Annotated in this window: 17 protein-coding genes and 1 riboswitch; of the genes, 10 read left to right on the top strand and 7 right to left on the bottom strand. The window is 51.5% G+C overall.

Annotated elements, in window-relative coordinates; translation table 11 throughout:
• Positions 1 to 24: 24 nt before the first annotated feature.
• A complete protein-coding gene (locus tag DW947_RS11730) occupies positions 25 to 4,794 on the bottom strand; it encodes a hypothetical protein (protein WP_004293579.1) in 4,770 nt (1,589 codons plus the stop codon).
• A gap of 91 nt (positions 4,795 to 4,885) precedes the next feature.
• Positions 4,886 to 5,074: riboswitch (cobalamin riboswitch) on the top strand.
• A gap of 156 nt (positions 5,075 to 5,230) precedes the next feature.
• On the opposite strand from DW947_RS11730, the gene DW947_RS11725 reads away from it, so the two are divergent.
• The 9 genes from DW947_RS11725 (at position 5,231) to DW947_RS11685 (ending at position 16,779) form a co-directional block, all read left to right on the top strand.
• Positions 5,231 to 6,190, top strand: coding sequence for a DUF4465 domain-containing protein (locus DW947_RS11725; protein ID WP_004293580.1), 960 nt, complete (start codon positions 5,231 to 5,233; stop codon positions 6,188 to 6,190).
• A gap of 53 nt (positions 6,191 to 6,243) precedes the next feature.
• The gene (locus tag DW947_RS11720; RefSeq protein WP_087393864.1) at positions 6,244 to 8,052 is read left to right on the top strand and encodes a PKD-like domain-containing protein; all 1,809 of its coding nucleotides are present in this window, start codon (positions 6,244 to 6,246) and stop codon (positions 8,050 to 8,052) included.
• 1 nt (position 8,053) lies between these two features.
• Positions 8,054 to 10,180: a hypothetical protein gene (locus tag DW947_RS11715; protein WP_004303979.1), complete on the top strand. Its 2,127-nt coding sequence runs from the start codon at positions 8,054 to 8,056 to the stop codon at positions 10,178 to 10,180.
• A gap of 71 nt (positions 10,181 to 10,251) precedes the next feature.
• Complete coding sequence (locus tag DW947_RS11710) at positions 10,252 to 11,322, top strand: glutaminyl-peptide cyclotransferase (RefSeq protein WP_004293583.1); 1,071 nt, start codon at positions 10,252 to 10,254, stop codon at positions 11,320 to 11,322.
• Positions 11,322 to 11,819 (top strand): transposase, encoded by a 498-nt coding sequence (locus DW947_RS11705; protein ID WP_004303978.1) that lies wholly within the window; start codon positions 11,322 to 11,324, stop codon positions 11,817 to 11,819. Before DW947_RS11710 ends, DW947_RS11705 begins: the two co-directional genes overlap by 1 nt.
• Positions 11,816 to 13,873 (top strand): TonB-dependent receptor, encoded by a 2,058-nt coding sequence (locus tag DW947_RS11700; RefSeq protein WP_004293585.1) that lies wholly within the window; start codon positions 11,816 to 11,818, stop codon positions 13,871 to 13,873. The genes DW947_RS11705 and DW947_RS11700 overlap by 4 nt, the downstream gene beginning before the upstream one ends.
• 24 nt (positions 13,874 to 13,897) lie before the next feature.
• Positions 13,898 to 15,037: an ABC transporter substrate-binding protein gene (locus DW947_RS11695; RefSeq protein ID WP_004293586.1), complete on the top strand. Its 1,140-nt coding sequence runs from the start codon at positions 13,898 to 13,900 to the stop codon at positions 15,035 to 15,037.
• Positions 15,038 to 16,018 (top strand): FecCD family ABC transporter permease, encoded by a 981-nt coding sequence (locus tag DW947_RS11690; RefSeq protein WP_004293587.1) that lies wholly within the window; start codon positions 15,038 to 15,040, stop codon positions 16,016 to 16,018. It begins immediately after the preceding gene.
• Complete coding sequence (locus tag DW947_RS11685; protein WP_004293588.1) at positions 16,015 to 16,779, top strand: ABC transporter ATP-binding protein; 765 nt, start codon at positions 16,015 to 16,017, stop codon at positions 16,777 to 16,779. Before DW947_RS11690 ends, DW947_RS11685 begins: the two co-directional genes overlap by 4 nt.
• An 85-nt stretch (positions 16,780 to 16,864) precedes the next feature.
• Here the strand turns inward: DW947_RS11685 and DW947_RS11680 are convergent, their stop codons facing one another.
• From DW947_RS11680 to DW947_RS11665, 4 genes are read right to left on the bottom strand one after another with little or no spacing between them, the layout of a single operon-like run.
• Entirely contained in the window at positions 16,865 to 18,175 is a 1,311-nt protein-coding gene (locus DW947_RS11680) for a hypothetical protein (protein WP_004293589.1), read from the bottom strand.
• 6 nt (positions 18,176 to 18,181) lie between these two features.
• Positions 18,182 to 20,449: a hypothetical protein gene (locus tag DW947_RS11675; protein WP_004293590.1), complete on the bottom strand. Its 2,268-nt coding sequence runs from the start codon at positions 20,447 to 20,449 to the stop codon at positions 18,182 to 18,184.
• 3 nt (positions 20,450 to 20,452) lie between these two features.
• On the bottom strand, positions 20,453 to 22,141 hold the full coding sequence (locus DW947_RS11670; RefSeq protein WP_004293591.1) for a hypothetical protein: 1,689 nt from the start codon (positions 22,139 to 22,141) through the stop codon (positions 20,453 to 20,455).
• A complete protein-coding gene (locus DW947_RS11665) occupies positions 22,138 to 23,028 on the bottom strand; it encodes a hypothetical protein (RefSeq protein ID WP_004293592.1) in 891 nt (296 codons plus the stop codon). Before DW947_RS11665 ends, DW947_RS11670 begins: the two co-directional genes overlap by 4 nt.
• An 81-nt stretch (positions 23,029 to 23,109) precedes the next feature.
• On the opposite strand from DW947_RS11665, the gene DW947_RS11660 reads away from it, so the two are divergent.
• Entirely contained in the window at positions 23,110 to 24,300 is a 1,191-nt protein-coding gene (locus tag DW947_RS11660; protein ID WP_224200102.1) for a toll/interleukin-1 receptor domain-containing protein, read from the top strand.
• Positions 24,301 to 24,309: 9 nt separating this feature from the next.
• On the opposite strand, the gene DW947_RS11655 is transcribed toward DW947_RS11660, so the two are convergent.
• Positions 24,310 to 25,635, bottom strand: coding sequence for a hypothetical protein (locus DW947_RS11655; protein WP_004293594.1), 1,326 nt, complete (start codon positions 25,633 to 25,635; stop codon positions 24,310 to 24,312).
• On the bottom strand, positions 25,626 to 26,603 hold the full coding sequence (locus tag DW947_RS11650) for a DUF6046 domain-containing protein (protein ID WP_004293595.1): 978 nt from the start codon (positions 26,601 to 26,603) through the stop codon (positions 25,626 to 25,628). Before DW947_RS11650 ends, DW947_RS11655 begins: the two co-directional genes overlap by 10 nt.
• Between the last annotated feature and the right edge of the window lie 5 nt (positions 26,604 to 26,608).

The raw sequence follows: 26,608 nt of genomic DNA, 5'->3' as shown, positions 1-26,608 counted from the left end.
GGGATATTCCCAGCAGAAAAGTTTTTAATAAGAGTGATTTAATATCTGGTAATGGAACGAGGGGTAATTGGCGCACAATACCGTAATGGAGTCTCCCTTGGCTAACGTGTAACTGGCAAGATCCCCGTTGTGGTTACGGATATTGGTGAATACAAGGCTATTCCCCCAGTTGTAGTTGTAAATTAGGGTAAATATGCAGGCGAAGTCCGACGGCAGAGTCGAGTAACCGAACATGGTGGCCACGGACGATGCCGACGGCAGGGTCACGCTGTACTTCTGGTTGGCATAAACGAAAAAGATGTTGAACTGCGAGAAATCGATCGTGTAACCGCTGCCTGTGAAATAGACATTCTTGATCTTGTTGCCGATGCAGGCAGGGGCTATAACAGAGGCATTGGACCATATTCCGTAGTTACGGTTACCGTTTTTGACATCGATATAAAGCCCGTAGTTGTTATTAAAGATGCTGTTCACCTTGTTGTTCACAATACGTCCGGTGGCACATGATCCGCCGGCGGATGCCGGTATGGTGTTGCTGCCGAACAGGACATACGAAATGGTGTCCCCCACGCGGAACAGGTCGTCGTAGATGGCAAGGCCGCCGCCTGAGCCGGTTCCTGTCGCCGTCGAGCCGATGCGCCCCTGACCGATGACGAATCCCCCGATGGTGCCGGCATTGGCGTTGATGGTGCCCGTCATCGTGACATTTCCCGAGGCGTCCCATTTGATATTCTGGTTGGCCAGATAACCCGATCCGTCATTGGCAAAGGAGATTTTCCCGCACCCGAACGTGGCGGAACCGTCCGTGTTCAGCGCCCAATAGTTTACTCCGGTGGAAGGGTTGTCGTGGTAAATATATCCTGAAGCCCCCATAACGATGCGGTGCCCCGAGGCCGGAGCCGAAGCGGTCAGGGCGCTTGTTCCGAGAATCCAGCCGCCGATCTTGCCGCTCACGGCCGTGATACCGTTCCTGTCCAGCGTGACCTTTACGCTATTGTTCGCATCCTTGACGGAGATGCTGCCGTTATAGCTGCTCCCTCCGACAGTCAGGGCGGAATCCACGATAATCTGGTTGGCGCGTACGGTTCCCGTGTAAATGCCGTTGGCATCGATGGTGGTCGTGTATTTCTCCGTGGAGGTAAGGTCGAAGACCGTGGCATAGGCCACATACCAGATGACAGGCGTATCGGAAGTCCCCTGCGTGCCGTCCACGTAGAAGAAATGGGTGCTGGAAAAATCGGCGGTGCCGCACACGACCTTGTAGACGTATTCTTTCCAGTCGCCCGTGCCGGCGTTCGACGTAAGCCACCGGTGCGAACCTCCCGTGCCGACGCTGTTCGTCGCCCAACAGAGATTTCTGCCGGCGGGGATCTTGGCGATAATGCGGGCGACGAGCACCTTGCGGTAACCGCATTTCGCCCCGAAATAGAAGCCTCCGTTGCGAGGGCTGGCACTGCCGCTGGTCTGGATTTTCAGGACATACTTGCTGTCATTGGGTGCCGTGGCATCCTGCTGCCGGGTAACGGTCACCATACCGTTCTGGGAGTTGTTGTAAACCACGACACCGTTGTTTCCGTTCCAGAAAGTCGGGTCGCGGTAGAGCATCTTCCCGAACGCCATGGCCGAAGCGAGTTCCTGCGCCGTCGTGATGCCCGTAGTCCACTGGGCGGATACGGATGCGGCAAAGGTAACCGTGCCGGCGGCATTCCATGAGATATTACCCGAGGCTATGTGCCCAGACCCGTCGTTGTTCAGACTCCATTTCGTGGAGTTGGCGATAGATCCGTCGCTGCCCAGCGAGATGTTGTTTTTCCAGATATGGTTGTGGTCGAAGGCCCACCCCGCGATACGGTTGTATACCTCCTTGCTGCCGCTTTTGGTATAGTTCACCGAGAGGCAGAAGTATTCCAGATTGTCCCATGACATCATCTGAAGACCTATGAATCCGGTCTTGACACTGTTGCCGGATGCCGCCACCTGCCCGAGGACGATATGCCCTGCATTGCTGCTCTGATACCACGTAAGGCATATACCCAGCGGCTTGTAGGCTCCCGTGTACCAGTAACCGCTGCCCGTGGAGGCGGAACGGATTTGCAACGGGATGGCACCCACAGCTCCGACGTTCCCTATGGTCATGTTGTCACTGCCGATGGAGAAACCGCCGATCTTGCCCTTCGTGAACGTGCAGCTGAGACCGTTGATGTAATCGGTATTGATAATGGACGACTTGATACCCACGGCATCGAGTTTCGAGGCGCTGATGCTGCCCGCGGCGATACGGTCTGCCGAAAGTGTTCCCGTCTTGATACTGCCGGCATCGATCGCCACGGCGTTGACCTGCGCCGCGGTAAGGGTGCCCGTGTAAATCCCTGTCGAGCCGATATAGGTCAGCGGGTGCGCCGCAAGCGTGCTGTCCGTGCTTTGCGCCAGAGCAATGAACCGATGGCGGCGGATCTCCTCCTCGACGGCAGCCGTGAGGGTGCGCGGCGCGGGGGCATAGGCTTGTGTGGAACCGCTCTGGAAGATAAGGTCGTTGCCGTAAGCGATTTGCGGAGCTGCCGGAATCGGCGAAGGACTATAACTGCTGCTCTCTATCGGCTGGTCGGAGTAGAGGTGGTACACGGCACCCGTATCGCCGCCGCCACGCAGGAAGACGGCGAACATGCAGTAGTTGCCGCACAGCTGCGCCCCGGCGAACATCCGGCAGTAGGTCTCGGAAAGGTCATAGATATCCCATGAATAGGCAATGCCACCCCAACCGCCGAAGTTGGTTTTGATAAGTACGATCAGACCTCCTTTGTGCGTGGATGTGTTCCACGAGACCGGAGCCTGCTCGGCATATCCCCGACGGACGAGAATGGTACGTTTGATGTTCTGGTCGCCACCTTTGAAAACGACTGGATAATAGGTCGCTTCGTCGCCGTTGATGATGAGTTTCTTGTAATATCGATAGCCGAAGTTCGTAACCTTGGCCGCTTCGATGTCGTTCTTCCATTGCAGCGATACGGAAGCCCCGAACGTAACGTTCCCGGCAGTGTCCCATGCAATGTTGCCCGAGGCGATCTGCCCCGAACCGTCGTTGTTCAGTTTCCATTTCGTGGAGTTGATGATCGAGCCGTCGCTGCCCAGCGACACGTTGCCCTTGCGAATGGAAGTCGTGTCGATCGTCCAGCCGGCTATGCTGTTGCTCGAACCCAGCTGTGCCACGCAGTACCCTGCACTGTCCGTGGTATAGAGCCCGAAGTCCGTGTCGCTGTTGTAGTAGAGCTGCACCCGCTGCCCGCTAGCGACACCCGAATTGGCCCCGTACACCGCGATGCGTCTGTTGCCGCTGTCTATCGAGATATGCGTGGCAGTGAGGGCCGAAGCCCCGATCATCCAGCCGCCGATTTTTCCTTTGGTGAAGGTACAGCTCAGGCCGTTGATATAGTCCGTGTTGATGATGGAGGACCTGATGCTGGCGGCATCGAGCTTCGAGGCCGCTATACTGCCTGCCGCTATGCGGTCGGCGGAGATGGTTCCTGCGGTAATCTGCGAGGCGGTGATACTGCCGGTATAGATTCCGTCGGCCGTGATCTTCGTCAGCTTGGGATAGCCGCTGCCGCCCAAAGCCGTGGTGAGGGAGCCGATAGGTGCCGTCCACAAGGCACTGACCGTCGAGGCGAACGTGACGTTGCCCGAAGCGTCCCACGCGATGTTGCCGCCCGCGACCGCTCCGGCTCCCGAGGCATCCAGCCGCCATTTATAGCCCCGGATACCGTTCGAGCCGAGCGTAATGCTACCTGCGGCAGAGGTGCAGCTCCCCACAGTGTTGTTCTTCGTACCCCGGTAAAGGGAGTCGGCATCCACCGTCCAGCCGCCGATTTTCCCTTTTGTAACGTTCAAGGTCAGAGCTTCGATGTTTCCGGCGGTAATCAAGGAGGCTTTCAACGCCGCCGTGTCGATGCGTGCCGCAGCGATAATCCCCGATGTGATCTGGGAAGCACTGATGGAAATCGTCTTAATCGTATCGGCCGAGAGTGTTCCGGTAAAGACGCCGTCCTTGTCGATGTAGGTCGCACCGACCCAGTTCAGACTCACTCCGCTGCCGAACTCGACCTTGCCTGTCGTGGCGTTATACCTGACATACTGGTCGCCATAACCCAACTGGGCGTTACCGCCGTTATCTACATAGAAGGTTTTGTAGCCATCCCTAAATCCATAGATGCCGTTTACCGCCTCTGCGGCGATCGTTCCCGAGGAGGTCTTCGTATTGAGTGTAAACGAGCCTATGGCTATCCCGGAGACGGTGCCGTCGCTGTTTTTCGTGCCCGCAAAGAGTTTGGGGGTGATGACCGTGTTGCCGTTGATGAGCGTCTTACCCGTATTCCACTCCTTGACCCAGTCGAGCATGTCGGCATCGACCCCGTCCTTGCCCGGGATACCCGCCTTGGCTTTCGACCAGACGAACGACAGATGATAGACAATACCGGAAATTGTCACGGGAATATCTATTGTTCCGTGGTCGGCGAGGGTCGTCGTACCGGCGGTGATAACGTAGGTTAAGGTCTTCGTGCCGTTATTGACGGTAACGGATGAGAATCCCGCCGGCTTACCCACCGCACCGATGGTAAAGGCCGTGAGTTCCTCGTCCCCGCACATCACCCGTACGGTCGAGGTGAGAGTGACGGACGAGAGAATCTTCCCCGTGTCATCCGCGGGGAACACGTATTCACCCAAAGACTGGGTTATGGTATACCCGTCCTTCTGGACATAGATGGTCGCCTGTCCCCGGGCGATGAGAATCTTTGCCATGAAACCTTTTTCTGAAAGTATAGTGCGGAATGATTCCGGCAGGTTGCGGATTTTTTTTCGTGTAAATGATATTATTATAAAAAATATTTGTATTTTTGTAATTGGAAATGGTTCCGGGCGGTTCGCCGCCACGGATGAAAAGGGAATCCGGTGAGAATCCGGGACAGTACCCGCTGCTGTAAGTCCCCTCAAGGTTGCCGCAACCTGCCACTGGTGTAATGCTGGGAAGGCGCGACGACTGGGACGAGTCAGAAGACCTGCCATGACCGGAAAAGGATTTACACCCGCGGGAGAAAATCGGGTTGCGATCAGATACGGAATGCCGTAGGAGTCATTCTCATATTTGAAGACAAACATAATCCCGTTCGTGTAAACCTGCGCGAACGGGATTTTTTGTGTTTGTTAAAAATATGTTTTATTAAAAAACAAGTAAGCTATGAAAAGAAATTTACGCTTTCTGGCGGGAGCTTTCCTGTTGACGGCAACCGCCCTGTTCACCGGCTGTAATTCAGACGATGACTTTTTGATGAATCCTCAAACTGATTCAGTAACTCCCGAAACCCGAGCCAACTTTAATGATGATGGCACTACAACCATTACATTCGATGACTTCGATGAAACATTCATGGCGGTTTCGCCTAAAGCAGAGAACTACTACACGCTTTATGGATATACTGCAGAGAACCAAATCAGGGAAATATACGATCCCGATTTTGTGTTTGTCTCCGACATGAATACTGTAACCAATTCTTATGGAGCGTATACTGAATTTTCCAGTGGTGCCATTGCGTTGTCGAAATACAATTATCGTTCTGATTCTGCTGCCGGCAAGACTTCTGGAACTAATTGGTGGTATACTTGGGAGAATCAATGTAGTGTCTATAATACAGCATCCACAGATGGGGCCAATACAGGGGCAGGTCACAGCGGTTCCAATTTTGCTGTTGTATACGGCTACTCTGATTTCGGAAATACGGAGTGGATGGCCAAACCTGAATTCTATTTTGACTCCCCTCGCAAATTCAAGGGTTTATGGTATTGTAACACAGCATATACCTATGGTGTGATTATAAATGGTAATCAGTTCGGAACATCGGGTGTTGCAACACCGTTGAGTAATCTGAAAGATTCTGACGGCAACAATATAGGATATTTCCAAGTCAACATCGAATGTTATGACGTAGATGGAAATTTGATCACCACTGTATCGAAATTGTTGGCCGACTACCGATATGATAAACCAACAGTGTCCCCCGTAACTACATGGACATATTGGGATATTAATGTAGCGGATGTGCAAAGTGTAAAATTCAATTTTGAAGGATCTGATGTCGATCCTATATATGGACTCAATACTCCGGCGTATCTTTGTATAGACGACGTTACAATAGAATAACAATTTAATATAGTTTGGCATAGAACTGATTTCAGTTCTATGCCTTTTTTATTATGAAGGCTTTCATATTTAGTATTCTTGTACTTTTGTTTTTTATTACAAGCTGTAATAAGAACGATGTAATTACTGAAGCAATAAAACAAGCTCCTATAATTGAACTCGATAGTGAGACTGGCATTTACACTATCAAAGTTGGGCGTGAACTGACAATTGCCCCGACATATAAATATGCGAATAATGCACTTTATGCATGGACAGTAGATGGAAAACTTCTTTCATCTGAATCAATATTGAAGTATACATGGAATCAGGAACAACATCTATATATCAAATTGCGAGTTGATACACCAGAGGGTTATGCGGAAGAAGAGTTAAAAGTAGAAGTATTGGAGTTAACTCCACCTACAATTTCAATCATAATCCCCTCTAAAGGATTAAAAGTGCCTCAAAACACGGATTATATTTTATCTCCAGATATTCAACATGACGATCTTGAAAATTTTAGAATTGAATGGGTACGCGATGGAGAAATCGTCGGAACAGAAAAAGCATATACGTTTCACGAAAAAGAACTCGGTACATATTCGATAACAATCCGGGCATCCAATATAGACGGAGAAACAATCCGTGATTTCGACGTAGAAGTTGTGGAAACAATGCCTTATTCCGTACGGTTTCCGACACCATCCTATACACAAACTTCTACGGATCGTTATACTTTTGCAGGGCGTCCTGTATATTTGCGGCCTTTGCTGGAATATTTCGATTATCCACAGTATCAATGGCAGGTCAATGGAAAAATTATGGAAGCCGCTACCGACAGGGTTTTTAAATTCACGCCGACGACTCCTGGAGAATATTTCGTTGCTGTTACTGTTACAGAAAAAATGCCCAACACACAGCCACTTTCACGTAACATAACACGTAGTAATACTTCAATTACAACGACAGTTAAGGTTATTTGTGAAGAAAAAACGGAACAAGAACGCTATCGGCAAGCGACAGCGACAAGTTCAGGTATTTGGGATAAGGTTTATGAATTCATTCCTGCTCCCGGACAGTTTATTAATGAGTTATCCCAAAATACCGGATTTATAGGAAATGAAACGACGCCCCAACAAGCCATAGAGTATGCAACGAAACGATTGAACAAAAAAGCGCATGTTTCACTGGGATCTTTCGGTGGTTATATCATCATCGGTTTTGACCATAGTATTGCTCCGAGTGGCCGAGAATACGATTTTGCAATACAAGGAAATGCTTTTAACAGTTCGAGCGGTGGCTCAAATGAGCCGGGCATTGTTTGGGTAATGCAAGATATAAATGGCAATGGCCAGCCAGACGATGAATGGTATGAATTAAAAGGATCTGAAACCGGCATCGATGGTACAATACAAGACTACGAAGTAACTTACTATAGACCTGCACCCAGAGCACATACTCCGTGGGTAGATAGTGAAGGTAATTCAGGTTCTGTCGATATGAATGCATACCATGGCCAAGAATATTATTATCCCAATTGGATTAAAGAAGATAGCTATACATTATATGGGACGCGTCTGACTCCTCGCAACAATCAAGATCCCGTTACAGGATATTGGGCGAATAACGCTTATGAGTGGGGGTATGTGGATAATATGGGTTCAGATAATCTGGTAGGAGGAAATGTCATTGATGGTAGCGGTCAGCGCAACGGATTCAAAATAGCCAATGCAATATATCATGACGGGACTCCAGTAAAATTGCAATATATAGACTTTATCAAAGTTCAGTGTGGAGTATTATCGAAAAGTGGTTGGCTTGGAGAGATATCCACAGAAGTATTTTCATTTGAAGACTTATCAATAACTAATAATCAATAATATGAGACAGTTTTGGCTTTTACTATTCATTGCCCCATTTCTTTTTTTATCATGTTCAGAAGATAATCAGACTCCAGAAAGTCCTGCTGATGCCGATGACAATTTTATCACATCAGTCGTGATGACTGTGGCAAGTCAATCCTATACAGCGGAAATAATTGACAATATAATTACCATAACAGTTCCATATACTGTTTCGTTAAATAATGCTCAAGTCGAATTCAAATACACATCCTCGGCAACAATTATTCCCGATCCGGCAAGCATTACTGACTGGGATACGGAACGAACGTTTCGTGTAACCTCTTACAATGGAGAAGCGAATGATTATACATATAAAGTCATTAAAGACGAGATTCGCTATGAAGGGGATGTGGAATTGAAGACAACAGCGGATGTTACGGCTTTCATTGATACGGACGTAACGGTTATCAAAGGTGATTTGATTATCGGGTCGGATGCTGAGGATGCAGAAGAATTGTCGGATATCGCCGCATTAAAAATATTGAAGGAAGTCGAAGGAAACATCATCATTCGGAAAAGTTATGTTGGACAAGATCTTACGGGACTTGATAATATCACTTCAATTGGAGGTTTGCAAATAGGAACTGAAACTGCCTTTGCGACCAACAGTAAATTGCAGATGGTCAGTATGAGATCTTTGCAGCATATTACTGGCGACATCGTTGTCTGCAACAATCAAGTAGCATATGTGCAATTCGACAACCTTGAAACGATTGATGGAAATATAATATTCAGGACTTCATCTCTACAAAGTTTTGAATTCCCTAAATTAACCACTGTCGTAAAGGATTTTGATCTCCAGTGTCTGACAAGTGACGGAGAACCAGGAGGAGAAATCACATCTTTGAGAATTCCTGAATTGACAAAAGTAAACGGTCGCTTAGGGGTTAATAATTTAGGCAAAATGATTTCTTTGGAATTTCCGAAATTACAAGAAGTTGGAAGTGTGGATTTTGCTTCTATACCGATTCCGTTGGAGACCCTTTCATTGCCGGAATTATCGGTAGTAAACGGCGACCTTAATCTCGTTTCCAGTTATATTGCGTCCGATGCTTTTACATCTACGGGAAATAATAAATTACAAGAAATAGATGGACTGTCTAACTTGTCGATTGTTAAAGGCACATTGACAATATCTAAATTCCAAGTCTTGAAAAAATTGCCGGATTGGAGTAAATTAGAACAACTCGGAGGACTGACCTTGCTGCGTTTATTGGAGTGTTCTGATCGAATTTTAGATTTGAGCAAAGTAAATTTTGTACCTTTTGAGGATAACGAACCTTTAATTTCTATTACAGACGGGACTATATTCTCAAAAATTATCACAAAAGAGGATATGTCGCAAGTTAGCATGTTTCTAGCTCCGAGCGGTATTACCGGTTCAAGTGTTGGAATAGATCCAGAATTGAATTTTAAGAGTATTAAGAATTTTAAGTATTCTAGCAATATGACAACAGATCCTGTATTCCAATTTGAACGAGTTTACGGGAATATGGAAATTATAAGAGGTTCAAAAAAAGGCGTTTCAGCCCCTAACTTGGTAAGTGTAGATGGATATTTAAGCATCGAAACTACAATGGCAAACAATATCTCGTTCCCGAAATTGGAAATTGTCGGAGGTCAGTTATGTATTATCGGTAATCTGAACGCTGTTTCTAACTATGATTATGATTTTACGAATTTAAAGTCAGTCGGTTGTTCAAGCAATCCTCAATATATCAAAGAAGGGGTGATTAATAATATTTTATATGGTTCTTTAGATTTTATGGCATCAAATAAAGATTTTACATTTCCGTCATTGGAACATGTCGGGGGTGTTGGTATGACTGTTCGTGCCGTAAAAACTATTTCATGCCCCAAATTGCAGGCCATTGATGGAACACTTTGTGCTGCAAATGCAGCATCGCTTACGACTTTCAATATGCCAACTTTAACAAAACTCTCAGGAGTTCGATTTATCCGGTTGACACGGTTTGTTGATTATACGTTCTTCAAATCTTTTGTAGAAGAAGAACAAATCAAGAAAGAAGACTGGCTTGTAACCAATTGCGGTTATAACCCCACCTACGAGGATATGCAAGCCGGTCGCTATACCCAGCAGTAACACCCATTATTTTACAAGGGAACAGGGTACTGGCCAAAAGACCGGTACTCTTTCCCGTTTATAACAAGCCAATGAAACATCTGATACGACATATCATTCTTCTATGCGGGTTGCCGCTGTTGCTGGCGGGCTGCATGGAGTGGGACTACGGAGATGCGGTGGAAGATTTCAACGCTACCGGAGCCGGGTTGTTCATCACCAACGAGGGCAACTTCCAGTACGGCAATGCCACGTTGTCGTACTACGACCCCGAAACCCAACAGGTGCAGAATGAAGTGTTCTTCCGTGCCAACGGCATGAAGCTGGGCGACGTGGCGCAATCGATGTGCATCCACGACAATAAGGGCTGGGTCGTGGTGAACAATTCCCACGTGATTTTCGCCATCGACCTCAATACGTTCAAAGAGGTGGGCCGTATCACGAACCTGACTTCGCCGCGCTATATCCATTTCCTCAGCGACGAGAAAGCCTATGTCACCCAATTGTGGGACAACCGCATCTTCATCATCAACCCCAAGAAATATGAAATCACCGGTTACATCCAGGTGCCGGACATGACGATGGAAAGCGGCTCCACGGAGCAGATGGTGCAGTATGGCAAATATGTCTATTGCAACTGCTGGTCGTACCAAAACCGCATCATCAAGATCGATACCGAAACGGATCAGGTGGTAGAAGAACTGAAAGTCGGCATCCAGCCCACCTCGCTGGTAATGGACAAGAACCACAAGATGTGGACGATCACCGACGGTGGGTACGAGGGTTCGCCCTACGGCTACGAAGCCCCGTCTCTCTACCGCATCGATGCCGAGACGTTCACCGTAGAGAAGCAGTTCAAGTTCAAGATGGGCGACTGGCCTTCGGAGGTGCAGCTCAACGGTACGGGCGACAAGCTCTACTGGATCAACAAGGACATATGGTCGATGGACGTGGATGCGGAACGTGTTCCCGTGCGCCCGTTCCTCGAATACAGCGGTACGATTTATTACGGCCTGACCGTCGACCCCGTGCGTGGCGATGTCTACGTGGCCGATGCCATCGACTACCAGCAGCAGGGCATTGTCTACCGCTACTCGTCCGAAGGTGAACTGATCGATGAATTCTATGTCGGGATAATCCCCGGCGCATTTTGTTGGAAGTGATGGGCAGGATACGACACCTATACCATCTCATCTTCGTTACCAAAGGACGCAAGATGACGATTCCGACAACGGGAAAAGGATTGATGCTCGAGCGGATGACACGGATTTTTACAGGGAAAGGTTGCCGCGTACATGCCGCCAATGCCTTTCTCAACCACGTGCATGTACTTGTCGAGATTCCGAATTCCGGGGATTTCAGCAAGATCGTGAACAAGGTGAAAGGCGCCACGGGAACGGTATACCAGAAAACCCCGGAATATGCCGACTTCTCCGGTTGGGCTGCCGGATTCGACTCGTTCAGCGTGTCGTTCAGCGACCTTCACCGGCTCAGACGGCACATCGAGGAGCAGCATACAATCCATCAGGAGATCTCGTTCGAGGAAGAATACGGACAACTGCTTGAAGAGAATGGGTTCGACCCGCATCAAACGTCCGTGCCGGCATCCTCCACGGTACATTTTTCCGCGAATACCCACCCTAAAAACGGAATCAAATGATTTATACGAAATACATACTTTTCTCGCTACTGCTCGTCTGTCCGTCCGTATTGTCCGCGCAGGGAATCACACGACGCATCCACCAGATAGACGAGGTCACGGTGTGGGGCAAACGCCCGATGAAAGAAATCGGCGTGCAGAAGACGAAGTTCGACTCGCTCGCACTGAAAGAGAACATTGCCTTATCGATGGCCGACATTCTGACGTTCAATTCGTCCGTGTTCGTCAAGAGTTACGGACGCGCCACGCTCTCCACCGTTGCTTTCCGCGGCACGTCGCCCAGCCACACGCAGGTGACGTGGAACGGCATGCGCATCAACAATCCCATGCTGGGTATGACCGACTTTTCCACCATACCGTCCTACTTCATAGATCAGGCCTCGCTGCTTCATGGCACGTCGTCGGTGAATGAAACGGGCGGCGGACTCGGCGGACTTGTCAAACTCGGTACTACGCCGCAGGTCGGCGAGGGCTTCCATGCCCAATACGTGCAGGGCATCGGGTCGTTCCGCACGTTCGACGAGTTCGCCCGCTTCACCTACGGCAGCGACCGATGGCAGGTCTCGACCCGCGCGGTCTATTCGTCGTCGCCCAACGATTACAAGTACACCAACCACGACAAGAAGATAAATATCTACGACGAGGAGAAGAACATCATCGGACAGTATCATCCCAAGGAACGCAACCGATCGGGTTCGTTCAAGGACCTGCACCTGTTGCAGGAGGTATATTACAACACCCTGAAAGGCGACCGTTTCGGGTTGAACGCATGGTATATCAACTCCAACCGGGAACTGCCGATGCTCACGACCGATTACGGCGATGAGACCGCCTTCGAGAACCGCCAGCGGGAGCAGACGTTTCGTGGTGTCCTGTCATGGGACCATATCAAAGAGAAATGGAAAGTCGGCGTGAAAGGCGGTTATATCCATACGTGGATGGCCTACGACTACCGTCGTGAGGTGGCGCCGGACAACTGGGCCTCCATGACCCGTTCGCGGAGCAAGATAAACACGTTCTACGGACAGGCGGAAGCGGAATACTCGCCCGGCAGGAAATGGTTCTTCACCTCGAACGTATCCGTGTACCAGCATCTCGTGCGCAGCGAAGACAAGAACATCATCCTTCAGGATGGCAACAAAGCCGTCGTCGGATATGACAAGGGGCGTGTCGAGCTCTCCGGTTCTGTATCGGCCAAATGGCAGCCTGTCGAGCCGTTGGGCTTGTCGCTGGTCTTGCGCGAGGAGATGTCGGGCGACAAATGGGCTCCGCTCATCCCGGCATTCTTCATCGACGGACTGATTTCGCGCAAAGGGAACGTGATGGTGAAAGCCTCCGTATCGCGCAACTATCGTTTTCCGACTTTGAACGACCTCTACTTTCTGCCGGGCGGCAACCCCGACCTTAAAAACGAACACGGCTTCAGCTATGACGCCGGAGTGAGTTTCGATGTCGGCAAAAAGGGGGTATATAAACTGGGCGGCAGCGCAAGCTGGTTCGACTCCTACATCGACGACTGGATCATCTGGCTGCCGACGACCAAGGGGTTCTTCTCGCCGCGCAACGTGAAGAAAGTCCATGCCTACGGTGTCGAAGTGAAGGCCAACCTTGCCGTGCAGCCGGCAAAGGACTGGCTGATAGACCTGAACGGTTCCTATTCGTGGACCCCCTCCATCAACGAGGGCGAAAAGATGTCGCCCGCCGACCAGTCGGTGGGAAAACAACTGCCTTACGTGCCGGAGCACTCCGCCTCGCTGACAGGACGGCTGTCATGGCGGACGTGGGCGTTCCTCTACAAGTGGGCTTACTACTCGGAACGTTTCACCATGTCGAGCAACGATTACACGCTGACAGGCCACCTGCCCCGGTATTTCATGAGCAATATCTCACTGGAGAAAATGCTGTCGTTCAAACCGCTGGATGTACAGTTGAAACTTGCCGTCAATAACCTGTTCAACGAGGACTATCTCTCGGTGCTGTCGCGTCCTATGCCCGGCATCAACTTCGAGTTCTTCATCGGCATCACCCCGAAATTCGGGAAAAGCAGAAAATAATGTAAACGTAAATAAGGTAATGATATGAAAGTATTAAAGAATTTGAGCCTGATGGTGCTGCTTGCGCTGGCATTTGCAGGCTGTCGTGGCAAGAGTTCCCAACTTGCCGATTTCAACAAACAGCTTTACGCTCCCGAATATGCCTCGGGATTCAAGATTGAAAGAGCAGACGGCAGACAGAGCGTGCTGGTTTCCGTCATGAATCCGTGGCAGGGCGCGGATAGCGTCACCACCCGGTTGTTCATCTCCCGTAACGGGGAACCCGTTCCCGAGGGTTTCGACGGGCAGGTCCTCGAAGGGGATGCGCAGCGCATCGTGGCGATGTCCTCGACCCATATCGCCATGCTCGACGCCATCGGCGAGACGGCACGTGTGGTCGGCGTTTCGGGACTCGACTATATCTCCAATCCCGACATTCAGGCACGCCGCGACAGCATCGGCGACGTGGGTTACGAGGGAAATATCAATTATGAACTTCTGTTGTCGCTCGACCCTGACCTTGTGCTGCTTTTCGGCGTGAACGGGGCCAGTGCGATGGAGAGCAAACTCAAGGAGCTCGGCATCCCGTTCATGTATGTCGGCGATTATCTCGAAGAATCTCCGCTGGGCAAAGCCGAATGGCTGGTGGCGCTTTCGGAGGTCGTCGGGAAACGCGCGAAGGGCGAAAAGGTATTCGCGGATATTCCGATCCGATACAATGCGCTGAAACAGAAAGTGTCCGGTGCCGTTCTCGATGCCCCGTCGGTCATGCTCAATACGCCCTACGGCGATTCGTGGTTCATGCCCTCGACGGAAAACTATGCCGTGCGGCTGATTACCGACGCCGGAGGCGACTACATCTACAAGAAGAACACGGGCAACTCTTCGACGCCTATCGACTTGGAGGAGGCATACCTGCTCGCTTCGGAGGCCGATATGTGGCTGAACGTCGGCATGGCGAACACACTCGACGAACTGAAAGCCGCCTGCCCGAAGTTCGCCGATACCCGCTGCGTCCGAAACGGCTATGTCTATAACAACAACGCCCGCACCAATGCCGCCGGAGGCAACGACTACTACGAATCGGCCGTCGTGAATCCCGACCTTCTTCTGCGCGACCTCGTGAAGATATTCCACCCCGAGTTGGTCGAAGAAGATTTCGTATACTACAAACAACTGAAATAGATGCGTTCACGCCCCGTCATCCTGTTCACCGCGTTGTCCGTGCTTACGGTCGGCCTCTTCCTGTTGGATTTGGCTGTGGGCGCGGTTCGCATTCCCGTCGGCGACGTATGGGCGGCCCTGACGGGCGGCGACTGCCCGCGGACTACGGCGAAAATCGTACTGAACATACGGCTGATAAAGGCGGTTGTGGCTCTGCTGGCCGGGGCGGCGCTATCGGTCAGCGGCTTGCAGATGCAGACATTGTTCCGCAATCCGCTGGCCGGCCCCTACGTGCTGGGCATCAGCTCGGGTGCAAGCCTCGGCGTGGCGCTCGTGGTGCTGGCAGGCGTCGGCTCGTCGATAGGCATCGCCGGAGCGGCTTGGCTGGGTGCGGCCGTCGTGCTGCTCGTAATCGCTGCCGTCGGACACCGCATAAAGGACATTATGGTGATATTGATTTTGGGTATGATGTTCTCGTCAGGCGTGAGCGCTGTCGTGCAGATATTGCAATATCTGAGCAAAGAGGAGGCGTTAAAGGCGTTCGTCATCTGGACGATGGGGTCGCTCGGCGACGTGACGGTGCCGCAGCTCGCCATCCTCCTTCCGTCGGTCATCGTCGGGTTGCTGCTGGCCGTATGGACGATCAAACCGCTCAACCTCCTGCTCTTCGGCGAGGAATATGCCGTAACGATGGGACTGAATATCCGCCGTTCGCGCGGTCTGCTGTTTCTCTCGACGACGCTGCTGGCCGGCACGGTAACGGCTTTCTGCGGCCCGATCGGCTTCATCGGTCTTGCCATGCCTCACGTCGCGCGGATGCTCTTCCGCGAGGCCGACCACCGCGTGCTCCTGCCGGGAACCCTTCTCTCGGGGGCGGCGGTATTGCTTCTTTGCGATATCGTTTCCAAAATGTTCACTTTGCCCGTAAATGCCATTACCGCACTGCTGGGAATCCCGATAGTCGTATGGGTGGTTTTACGCAATAAATCGATGACGGTATGATAGAACTGTGCGATTTTTCCATAGGCTACGCAGAGAAGAGGCTTCTCGATAAGGTCGATGCCTCTTTCAAAAGAGGACAGCTGACTGCCCTTATTGGCAGGAACGGCACGGGGAAATCTACACTTCTCCGTGCCATAGCTGGACTGAATCATAATTATTGCGGTAAAATCCTGCTCGACGGACATTGTATCGCAAACATGAGAACTCCGGAGAAGGCAAGGCAACTGGCATTTGTCACGACCGAGCGCACACGCATCGCCAACCTGCGGTGCGAGGATGTCGTGGCTATCGGCCGCGCCCCTTACACCAACTGGATCGGCCGCATGCAGCCTCAAGATAGGGAAATCGTCATGCGGTCGCTCTCTTCGGTCGGAATGGAGGCGTATGCCGGCCGCACGATGGATAAGATGTCGGACGGTGAATGCCAGCGCATTATGATAGCCCGTGCTCTGGCTCAGGAAACGCCCGTCATCCTGTTGGACGAGCCGACCTCGTTTCTTGACATGCCCAACCGTTACGAATTGTGTTCCCTGCTCGCACGGTTAGCGCATGCTGAGGGCAAATGCATTCTGTTCTCCACTCACGAACTGGATATAGCCCTCTCGCTGAGTGACAGAATAGCCCTTATCGATACGCCCGTCCTTCACTGTCTGCCGACCTCCGAAATGATCCGCAGCGGGCATATCGAGCGGCTGTTCAACAATGCCGCCGTACAATTCGACCCCGTGAGCGGGATCGTGAAATCCATGCCAAGAGACTGACTTTCCTGTCGGGAAACACGTCAGACGCAATGAGGGTGTCCCAAAAAGTATTTGGCACCCTCGTATTCGTTGTAAGACATGTCGTTTATTTCGATACCTCGCACATCAGCACGCCTTTCCCCGTCACATCGGCTTTCGAGACCGTGATGGATTTTCCCGTGTAGGTCTTCACGACGGAAGTCCCGGCAGAGTTCCACAGTTTCCATGTATAGGTATAAGCTGTCCCGCCCGTGTCGATTTCCTCACCGCCCCTGTATAACACGGCTTTGGCATCCACGTCATTGCCGTTGTTCTTGATGGTGAACCCCTTCTGGCTGACCAGATCAACCGTGATGGGGTCGGACATATCCGTGAAGGAGATGATGTCGCAGACGACCTTGTTCGCCGAGGCGTTGCCCGCCGAGGTGTCCGTATCCTTGATGGCGCACTTGAAGGTCTCGAAGTTGAGAACGGCATCTGCCGTAATCGTGATTTCGTTTGTCGTCCAGCCTGCCGTCACGCCCCGAGGATTGGTCGAGGTAAGGCATGCCCAGCCGGCACCCAGCATGGAGTTGTAGTAGGGACACGAAACGGCGGCTCCCGATGCGGCTGCGGCACTCAGTGCGGAGGTCAGCGTCACGACCTTCGTGGAGGCGTTGACTGCCGAAATGGTGTACTGTGCCGATCCTATGGTTATCCTGCCTCCCGCCTCCATGTTCATTACCGAAGCGACCGTTATGGTCGTGGCTCCGGCTGCCGCGGCAGCTGTCAGTGTCGTGCCCGCGAATACCGCCGAATCCTTGATGCCCCACGCGTAGGTGACGTTCGTCGTGTCGATAGAGGCTCCGCGCCACAGGTCGCAATGCGCCCTGAGCGTCGCCACCTCGTCGTTCTTGAATACGATGCCGTCGGGTGCATACGCCACGGCGGCGATCATCGCTCCGGCGTTCAGGTGCTGCGTGAACTGAATCTCCGCCCGGAACGGAATCTCCAGCCCGTTGGCGTCGATGTAAACCGCCTCGAAAGTATAACGCACTTGCGGAGCGGAAACGGTCATGTGGTTGGCTTTGACGGTAAGGGCATACTTGGCCGATGCCGCGCCGATGGTGCAGCTGTCCTGTCCGGAGACGATCGCCGTACCGTTCTTGTACCACTTGGCCGAGCCGCTCTTCACGCCTGCCGTAAGCGTCGCGGCATTGCCTACCGAGGTGATCTGGTCGGTCGCCGCCTGACCGCTGACGAAGAGCGAAGGGGTAAGTACCAGATAGGGAGAAGCCGCCCACGAAGGGGCATAGGCATTGTTGTCTCTGTTGTACACCTGTGTCAGGGGCTGCGAGGAGCCGATGAATGCCTGCAACGATACCGCGTCGTTCTGGTCGATGATGGTGACCTGCCCGCGGGCTACTTTTACTGCCATAATAGATTATCGGTTATTTGTTATTTCCACTTCGCAATCGAAAACGGCCTTGCGCCACACGTCCCCGCCGGTTATCTCTATCTCCCTGCCGTAACGCGGTGCGGCGTTCCATATCCTGTCACTCTCCGTATCGCGGCTCGTCCGTATCCAGCGGAAATTGCCGTCGGGAATGAGCGATGTAATCTCTTCACCGCCCCTGTACACCCTGGCACGGAGTACCGTCGAGACGATTCCGTTGCGGAATGTCGTGCCGTTTTCAGACTCCACATAAACAGTATAGGAGGGAGATCCGTCGTAAAGTTTGAAAAAGGTATGGGTCGCACTGATTTTTTCATTACGGTATGTTGCCGTGTAGCGGAGGGTCAGCACGTCGCGCCCTTCCCAGCCATGAAACGGGGGTGTCATTTCAAATACGGCGGCATTGCATCCGGCATCTTTCCATATGCCGTCAACGGCAAGGTATTCCCACTGCCGACTTTCCGGCTCGAAATTGTATTCGGTCGCCACAAGCGGGATATTCTCCGGCTCGCATGCGCCTGAAAGCTCGTCCTTGAAATGGAACGCCGTGCCGCCTGTCAGGGAGACGGAACGGGGCTTGAGCAGTTCCTGCGCCTCCTCATCGAGGTCTTCCCAGCGGATGGTCACATCGCGCAGTTCGATGGTATCCTTGCCCCACTTGAACCGTCCCGAGGCGAAATGGCCCGTCCCGTCCGGATGGATGACGAAAGAACCGTCCCGTGAAACGATCGAGCCGTCTTCGTTCAGCCGCAACAGGGGATTCTGTATGGTACCCCCGATACCTCCCTTATTGAACCAGGCACCGTAATCGTCCGTGTAGGACAAGGCTTCATCGGTCGCCTGATAGGGGGTCACGTTCCTTCCGGCCTCCAATTGAGGGGCGGACAACGACAGGGGGACGGAAGCGGCAATGCCGAGACACATGACGGGGGAATCTGACCCGCGTATGAGGAACGGGACATTATAACGGACCCATCCTTTACCGGCAGCCACCGTCCGATCACCGACAAGATGTTCATCCTGATAGAACCGGATGGCTGCCGTATCTTCCGCTTTTATCCAGACTGAGAAACAATAACAGACTCCTGTATGAGCCTCCCGCCAGGCGGCACTTTGCGCACCAAGAAGACTGTCTCCGGCTATCCGTACACACCGCCCGAGTCCGGCGGGAGATGTTTCATCCAGCTCTTCCGAATGGCTGAACCGGCAGGACAGGCTGTCGGGTATGACATTCTTGTGGATTTTGCCCACATAAAACGTGCTTGAAAAACCGTTCTCGTCTCCCGCGGTAAGCGTGCCGGCTATATTGACATTGCGTGTGGCATAGAGATTCTGGAAATAGGCCCCGTAACCATCCAACATGCCGAAGACCGGATCGATGATGCCGCTGACCTTTCCCACACGGGCCTTGCTCGCCTCGCTGAAAGCGGATACGGAGGCAAGACGAACAATGTTCAGGTCGGCGACCTCGCACCAGTCCCCCTCGGAGGCCAGGCTTGATGTCAGGTCAAGAAACAGGCTCCGGCTGTACTGTGCCGGGTAATCCACGGTGATGACCCATAACTTGTACTTCCATTCCCGGCCGATGGAGATTTCATCTTCCGCATCCGTCTTTTCACGGTTCGTATAGCCGAATCGGATCGGTACGGAACCTGATGTTTTGGAAGACCTGACCTTGAACGATACCAGCAGGCGCTCCGGGTATCCGACCGGTTCTTCCAATGTCAGCATCAGCCCGAAGGAAGCGTTTCCTGCCGGTTCCGCGTTGCGGATAATGCGGACAATGCGTGTCGCTTCCGAATCGGCATCCAGATATTCCGTTTGCAGCATGCTGCCATAAACGGCGTACCTGGACTTGTCCGGCACTCCCGCCATGCCTCCGTCCATGACGGGATAGCACAGGGAGCGTTCGGTCGCCATGCCGTCGATGACATCCATATAGGGTGAATCGCTGTCAGAAGCCGTCAGGTACAAGGCTCCGCTACGTGCCGTATCGAACAGGTTGGTAATCCGCACGAAGTCCAGCAGTTCACCGCCCTGCGGTTCGTCCCCGTCCAGCAATGCCCCGATGAAATAAGGGGCGTCCTTGTCTCCGACAAGCTCCGTTCCGGTTTCTGTCACGCACATCAGCGAATAGACGGTACGCTCCCGTTCGGCATATTGCCTGCGGATGATATCCCCGGCTTGCAGTCCCTGTGTCTTCTGCGAGTCGGGGGCAATACGGATCTTGTATGTCGGATAACGGAATACGGACATGGATTATGACAGTTTTTCCACGGTGTCTCCCGAACAGCTGTCGCTGATCCAGAAGGAACCGTTGGTTACCGAAGTCTTTTCGACCTCGAACTCATAGGCGCGGAACTTACGGCGGGCCACCACCTCGTCGAATGTGGCGGAGACGCCTCCTGTCGTCCGGTTCCGGCGGACAGCCCATCCGCTTCCGGAAAGGCCCGGGGAAAAGAACTCCGAAGAGAGCGACCCGGTAAAGACGCTGTTTCCGTAATGCCGGATACCGTCCTCCACCGCTTGCAGGCGTAACGCCTCTGTCAAGTATAGGATTCTGTCAGTAATCCGGGTGGGCGACGCATGGATTCCGATATGCCCGGCTGCTTCCAACGGAACAGCGACCGTAACGAAATCGGCATCGGTGCGGATATGGAACGATTCGCTGTGACGGTTCTGCGGGGCATAACAGCTCACGGACGGACGGTGTGAAAAATCCGTGCTGTGAGGGATAGCCGTCCTTACGTCCTCTTCCTCGTAGATTACCTCGGAAGAAAGCGATACGCGCTCCCTGTCGCCTGTGAACATAAATCCCTCTGCTGTGCCCATCCGCAAGCGCTTGTGGATAACGATACCTTCATCGGAAGTGTCTACCCGGTATGAGGAGAGCAGGTCGGCGCCGTAGTTGTGGCGGACAGTCAGCGAGCCCGGAAAACAAGCCTTTCCGTAAGGGGAAAGCATCAGACACTCGCCGTCCACGTCCGATATGCCGGAGAACAGGCGTATCTTCGGGGTATGGTCGCCGCCTAAAAGAAGGTCACCGCCGATACTCCCGAACTGTATCTTGTCCTTGTCGGTACAGAGCAGTACGGGAACATCTCCGATCCGGATGCCGAATCCGTCCAGGAACGAGAGGAACCCGCCGAGCGCGACATCCTCTTCCGAAAACGAAAGCAGACATTTCCCTTTGTCGCCCAGTTCCACGCCTTGCAAGGCTTTCAGTCCGCCATCCATGACCGTACTCCCTCGCACCGTCAGATTCCGTCTCACCATGCCGTCCCGCATCGTCCAATCCACCGTGTCCGTATTGGCGTTGCCACGATGATAGACATCCTGCCCGCCCACGGCCAGCCGTGTCGGGGAGATGGATATTCCTGTATCCTCGTCCCCGATAATCCATGCCCCTTTGGAATGTACCGTCGCATCCAGAAAGTCTATATGGGAAGCGTTGATTGTAGCGGTGGCCTTGTCCGCGTCGTAACGGAGCAACTGCCTGCCGCCGATATGCAGGCTGTCGCCCCCGACTTTCAGGTTGCCGGTAATCCTGATACCGTACTCGATGGCAGTTACCACACCTTCCGGATCGGTAATGTCCTGCGAATAGGTTTCCAGGATACGGGTGTTTCCAATGCCGGCTTCGAAACCGTAATTGGCACTGAGCTTGCCGGTCATGTCACCGCCCGATTTCTTCAGGTAATCCAACAGCAAGCCACCGCTTCCGGAACCGCCTTCTCCCGTAACGGCTCCGGCAATGGCGGATGCAAAACCGTAAGCGGTATTCTTCAGTCTCAGGCTGGTCTCGTCGCCTTCCTCGATGCCGTAAGGATGCTCGTCGTCCTTTTTCTGCTGGGCATTGAAAAAGTTATGGTACAGCTGTGCATAGATGGAATAGCACAGGCTCTCCTTGTCGAGGGTTTCTATATCGGGATGCAGTTGTACGCTCATTTGGTATAGCTGGTCTTGGAAAGAAATTTCTGGATACGTGATGTCAGCGAGATGAAGTTCGGCATATTGATCGGCGACATCGTGCCCATCAGTGTGGGAGTCATGATTTTCGAACATTCCGTCAGGAAGTCGAGCATCAGCCGGGCAAGCTCATTACCCAGAACCAGCGGCTCGGTGGCATTCTCGTCACCGAGCGTCACCTTGTTGTCGGCAACGGCAACGGTCGTGGAATTGACCTTTTGTACCACTTTATCTGCTGTCTGTCTGACTTCAGACTTGTCCACCGTATGCGTGATGCTTTCCGCATCGATAACGGTTGTCGCTTCCTTGTCCTTGTCATTCCTAACGGTTGTTGTGACGGCCGTCGGCGTATAGTGGGTGGAGGTCTCGTTACCGGTGGTTTCCAGTTCGTCGTAGTCCGGGGAAGAGTCGTTTTCCGGATCCAGTTCCTCCATTTCGGTCACGCCGATGACGGTTTCCGTGCGGGCATTGAGCCGCAGGATATCCACATGGGAGAAGTTAACCACATAGGCATAACGGGTGGCGGCATCCATGAAGATGGTCACGTCGGAAAAAAGTGCGGGGACGATCAGGAAGCCGCCTTCGCTGTTGGTGGCGGCCGAGAGCAACACGCCTTTATGGATAACAGGTTCGGCGGAGGCCGTCTCGTCCGGGTACTCGCCGACATCAATGGTACCGCCGTAGTCGGAAAACTCCTCGTCCGAGGGGTTGTCGTGTATCTTGGCGACATAGCCGTGTATCATGCGGGCCGTACCGATACCGGACATGCCTCCGGGAGCCAGATTGATACGCTCCATACTCCGTCCCAAGGCTATCTTGCGGATAGCCTCACGGATAAGCAACTGGTTGGATTTGTCTGAAGACATGAGTTTTTTGAAAGAATAGGAGGAGCATAGTTTATTGGTTGCCAATTATTTTGTACTTTTGCAAAGACAATGATATTACTTATGAAACAAGAAATTTTAGAATCCTATATTACATATATATTTGATTTCTTTCAAAAATCAAGATGCTTTAAAGCCGGGCAAGGTAACATGCTCAGAAATTTTAGATTTGCAGCTGAAAAGCAATTTACTCGTAATCAATTGGGTATATTGTATTTCCTGGTAAATACCCTCATTGATAATGGCTATCTCTACTTAAAAGATAGAGATTTTATAGCTCTTACGGAGAATGGTGCCGATGTTATAAATGGGGGAGAGTGTGTTATTCCTAAAATTTCCCTTGAGCGGACAATTTATGAAAAAGAGACCAGTAGATCAGATATATATGAACAGCTTTGGAATATTATCGGATCGAACAAAGAAAATGATTATGCGCCGCTGTATGTAGATGGACCATTGTTTTATAATACAATCAGGCCATATTTAACAACATTGTCGTTACCTCATACATATGGGGAATATATGGCAGAATTGCGGGAAAAGGAAGAATTTACATCAAGAATTAAATGGTATAGGACTTTATTTTTAGCTCTTGATGAGAATGATGTACAAAAATTCCTCAAAGATTTGTCTATCAAAATAAACAGGCTGCTGCTAATGAATACTCCAAAAGATGCGATACAAGAAGCTTTGAATCCTTGGGCAGATGTAGACATTCCTACAATCGATAATACGCCTCTGCCTGAAATTCTCAATAAAGTGGCGGAAGAACCAATTGTGAATAAAAACAAGCCGTTTGTGTTGATTTCGTATGCGTGGGAGGTAGAAGACAATGTCTTTATGAATTGGATTCAAACTTTCGCCAAAGATTTGCGAAGACGAGGGATTGATGCTCAAATAGACCAGTATCAACCTCATGGAACTGACTTGCCTAAATTTATGCTTGAAAGCATCCGTAAGGCAACTAAAGTTCTGTGCATTCTGACTCCAAAGTATAAAGAGAAAGCTGAATCCGGTAAAGGAGGTGCCGCTTATGAAGGGGGTATAATATCACATGAAATATATAACAATCAGGGAACCACTAAATTTATACCGGTTGTACGCAAAGGGTCTTTTGAAACTTCGACACCGGATTTCATTAGTGGAAGAAAAGGTTTTGATTGCTCTACTGACGATAAATACAATAGCGAACTTCCGAATATTATCAAGGTAATAAACGAAGAACCATTGATAGAAATTCCTCCTGTTGAATAACGGTAAATCTTATTTCCTAATTTTATACGGAATACTCAGTTGTTGCCTGTATCCACCCACCCCGAAAGTAGTCGTTACCTCTTCCACGAGGTATACGCCGTTCTTGGAAGGATTACGGTAGTCGATCAGTTCCACCTGTACGGCAGGAGACAGTCCGAAATCCCCGAATACTGTCACATTGCCGGTGATTCCGTTCAGATTGTAATTCCGAAAGTATTCCGTCGTCTCTTCTACAAGCCGGTCGGAATTGATTCCGACATGAGGTGACATATATGGTACGATGGTATATGTGGATAAATCCACCTTGGTCCTGGTCTTCGCTCCTGATGCCGTCGTGTTGCCCGTTACTTTGTGCGTCTTTTTTGAAATCTGCGTGGCATTGACCGTCTGAAACTCCTTGCTGCCCGGCGTCGCCGGGTCGTATTCAGGATTCATGCGTACTGTCACCTCAAAGAATTTTTCATCCGTCCCGAGTGCCTTGCCCGTCACCGCCAAAAACTTCGGATCGGTCTTGACCACTTTCAGGTTGCTCTGCGCCACATGCTCGTTGAAGTATATCCTGTACGGTCCTGTCGATTCATCCTCCGGGAATACCGGCTGAGCCTTGCTGGACGAATAAGGACGCCCGACGGCAATGGACGGTATGGCCCCGTCATCATCGGCATCGTATTTTAAAAAACAGTAGACCTTGTACTTCGACCATTCGGAAAGGATATCCGCTACCGTGAAGTTGTCCGTGACCTTTACCTTGCCGATATGTATCTCAAACCGCTTCGTATCCGAGTGTATCCTGAAGCCGGTATCTTTCAGGATATTATACTTGCCTTCCAGCACCTCGTTCACCGTCGTCCCTTTCGCCGGGGTCTCGAAATGAGGTGCCTGTTTCAGTTTGAGTTTGTAGGCCATATTCTCACACTGGATTTCCAGCGTGCTGTCCGAATTGTATCCGGTAATGTATCCGTCGAACATATTTTTCAGCACGCCGTTGTAGCCCAGCTTGATATTGATGCGCTGTCCGACCTTGAATGTCGTCTCGTCAACCAGACGCTGCGCGCTGCGTTTCTCGATGATGACACCGTCCTGCATCACCTCCGTCGTTATCCTCGACACGTCCTTGCCCTCCAATGTCACGTTCCCGATAATCGTGGAGCGGCATACCGACCCTTTCGGGAATATCACTTTGGCCGTTCCGATCAGCTTCTTGTAACTCTCGTTGATTTCGAGCGACTGGACTTCCGTAATCTCCACGCCGTTCTGTATCCTCATCGGATTGGATGGGTCGGCATCCCCGATGGTGATGCGACAGCAGAGGATATCCATTGCAGCTATACCCATAAACGTGTCAGTTTAAGCAACGAGGCGGGGTCGATGACCTCCGTACCGAATTTAACATACTTGATCCACTTGTTCGTGTGCTTGATGGCCGTGTCCACCTTTTCCTGTTCCGCCAGTTTCAGTTCCACGGCTTCCGATGGCTCCACGGCGACACAGTTCAGCGAATACGGCTGCACGTTCCGGCAATCCGTAGGCTGTAAGGTATAGCCCTGTATAATCAACCGTGAAATGTTGAACTGGCGCAATACCGTGTTGTCGCAATCGATGACACCCTTGTATTGTACCAGCCTGATAAACTTGGACACTTCCGCCTCGGGATACACGTCCGGGTATTTGGAGGTGATCTTGCCGTTGATGGTAATCTCGAGGTCACCCCCGGATATATATTCCTTGCGGGTATAGTCCCGCCCCTGTACCCGGGTCAGCAGGATATTGTTCCGGCTGCTGACCTGTACCTGCGGTCCCAGGTCCACGAATGTCACCAGTCCATACCGGCTGTTCGGCAAAACCTTGCACTCGCTGTTGTCATAATACTTCCCCTCCTCTGATATGGACAGTTCCAGAAAATCCGCCACTGTCCGGCCGACGATGGAATCGATATGGTTTTTCTTCTGCGCCACCGCCTGCTGTTCCCTGATGAGCTGGTAGTACTGTCCGGTCTTGTTCGCAAGGCTGGACTGCGACTGTGTCTGAAGATATTTGTCCCGCACCTGCTGTTCCCAGTATTTGAGGTATCGGGGATAGGAACGTAGCAACCCGTAAGCCGTCTGCGAGGCAACCTGTATGGCTGCCCGTTTGAGCAGGTCATGGTGCCTGGAGAAGTAATGTACCTGCCCGTCCTGCAATTCGGCAAGCCCCATGCCCAACGCCAGACGCGTGGCGTTGCTGATGTATCCGCCAAGCGAACCGTGGTTGAGTATGCCTCCGCTCAACAAAGTCGAGGCCGCGATTTGTATCAGTCTTCCCATAATCC

Origin of the sequence: Bacteroides sp. AM44-19 (genome assembly GCF_003603395.1) — a bacterium.
GTDB classification, from domain to species: domain Bacteria; phylum Bacteroidota; class Bacteroidia; order Bacteroidales; family Bacteroidaceae; genus Bacteroides; species Bacteroides uniformis.
The sequence above is the reverse complement of the archived record's forward strand: the minus strand, read 5'-3'. Positions and strand labels throughout refer to the sequence as shown.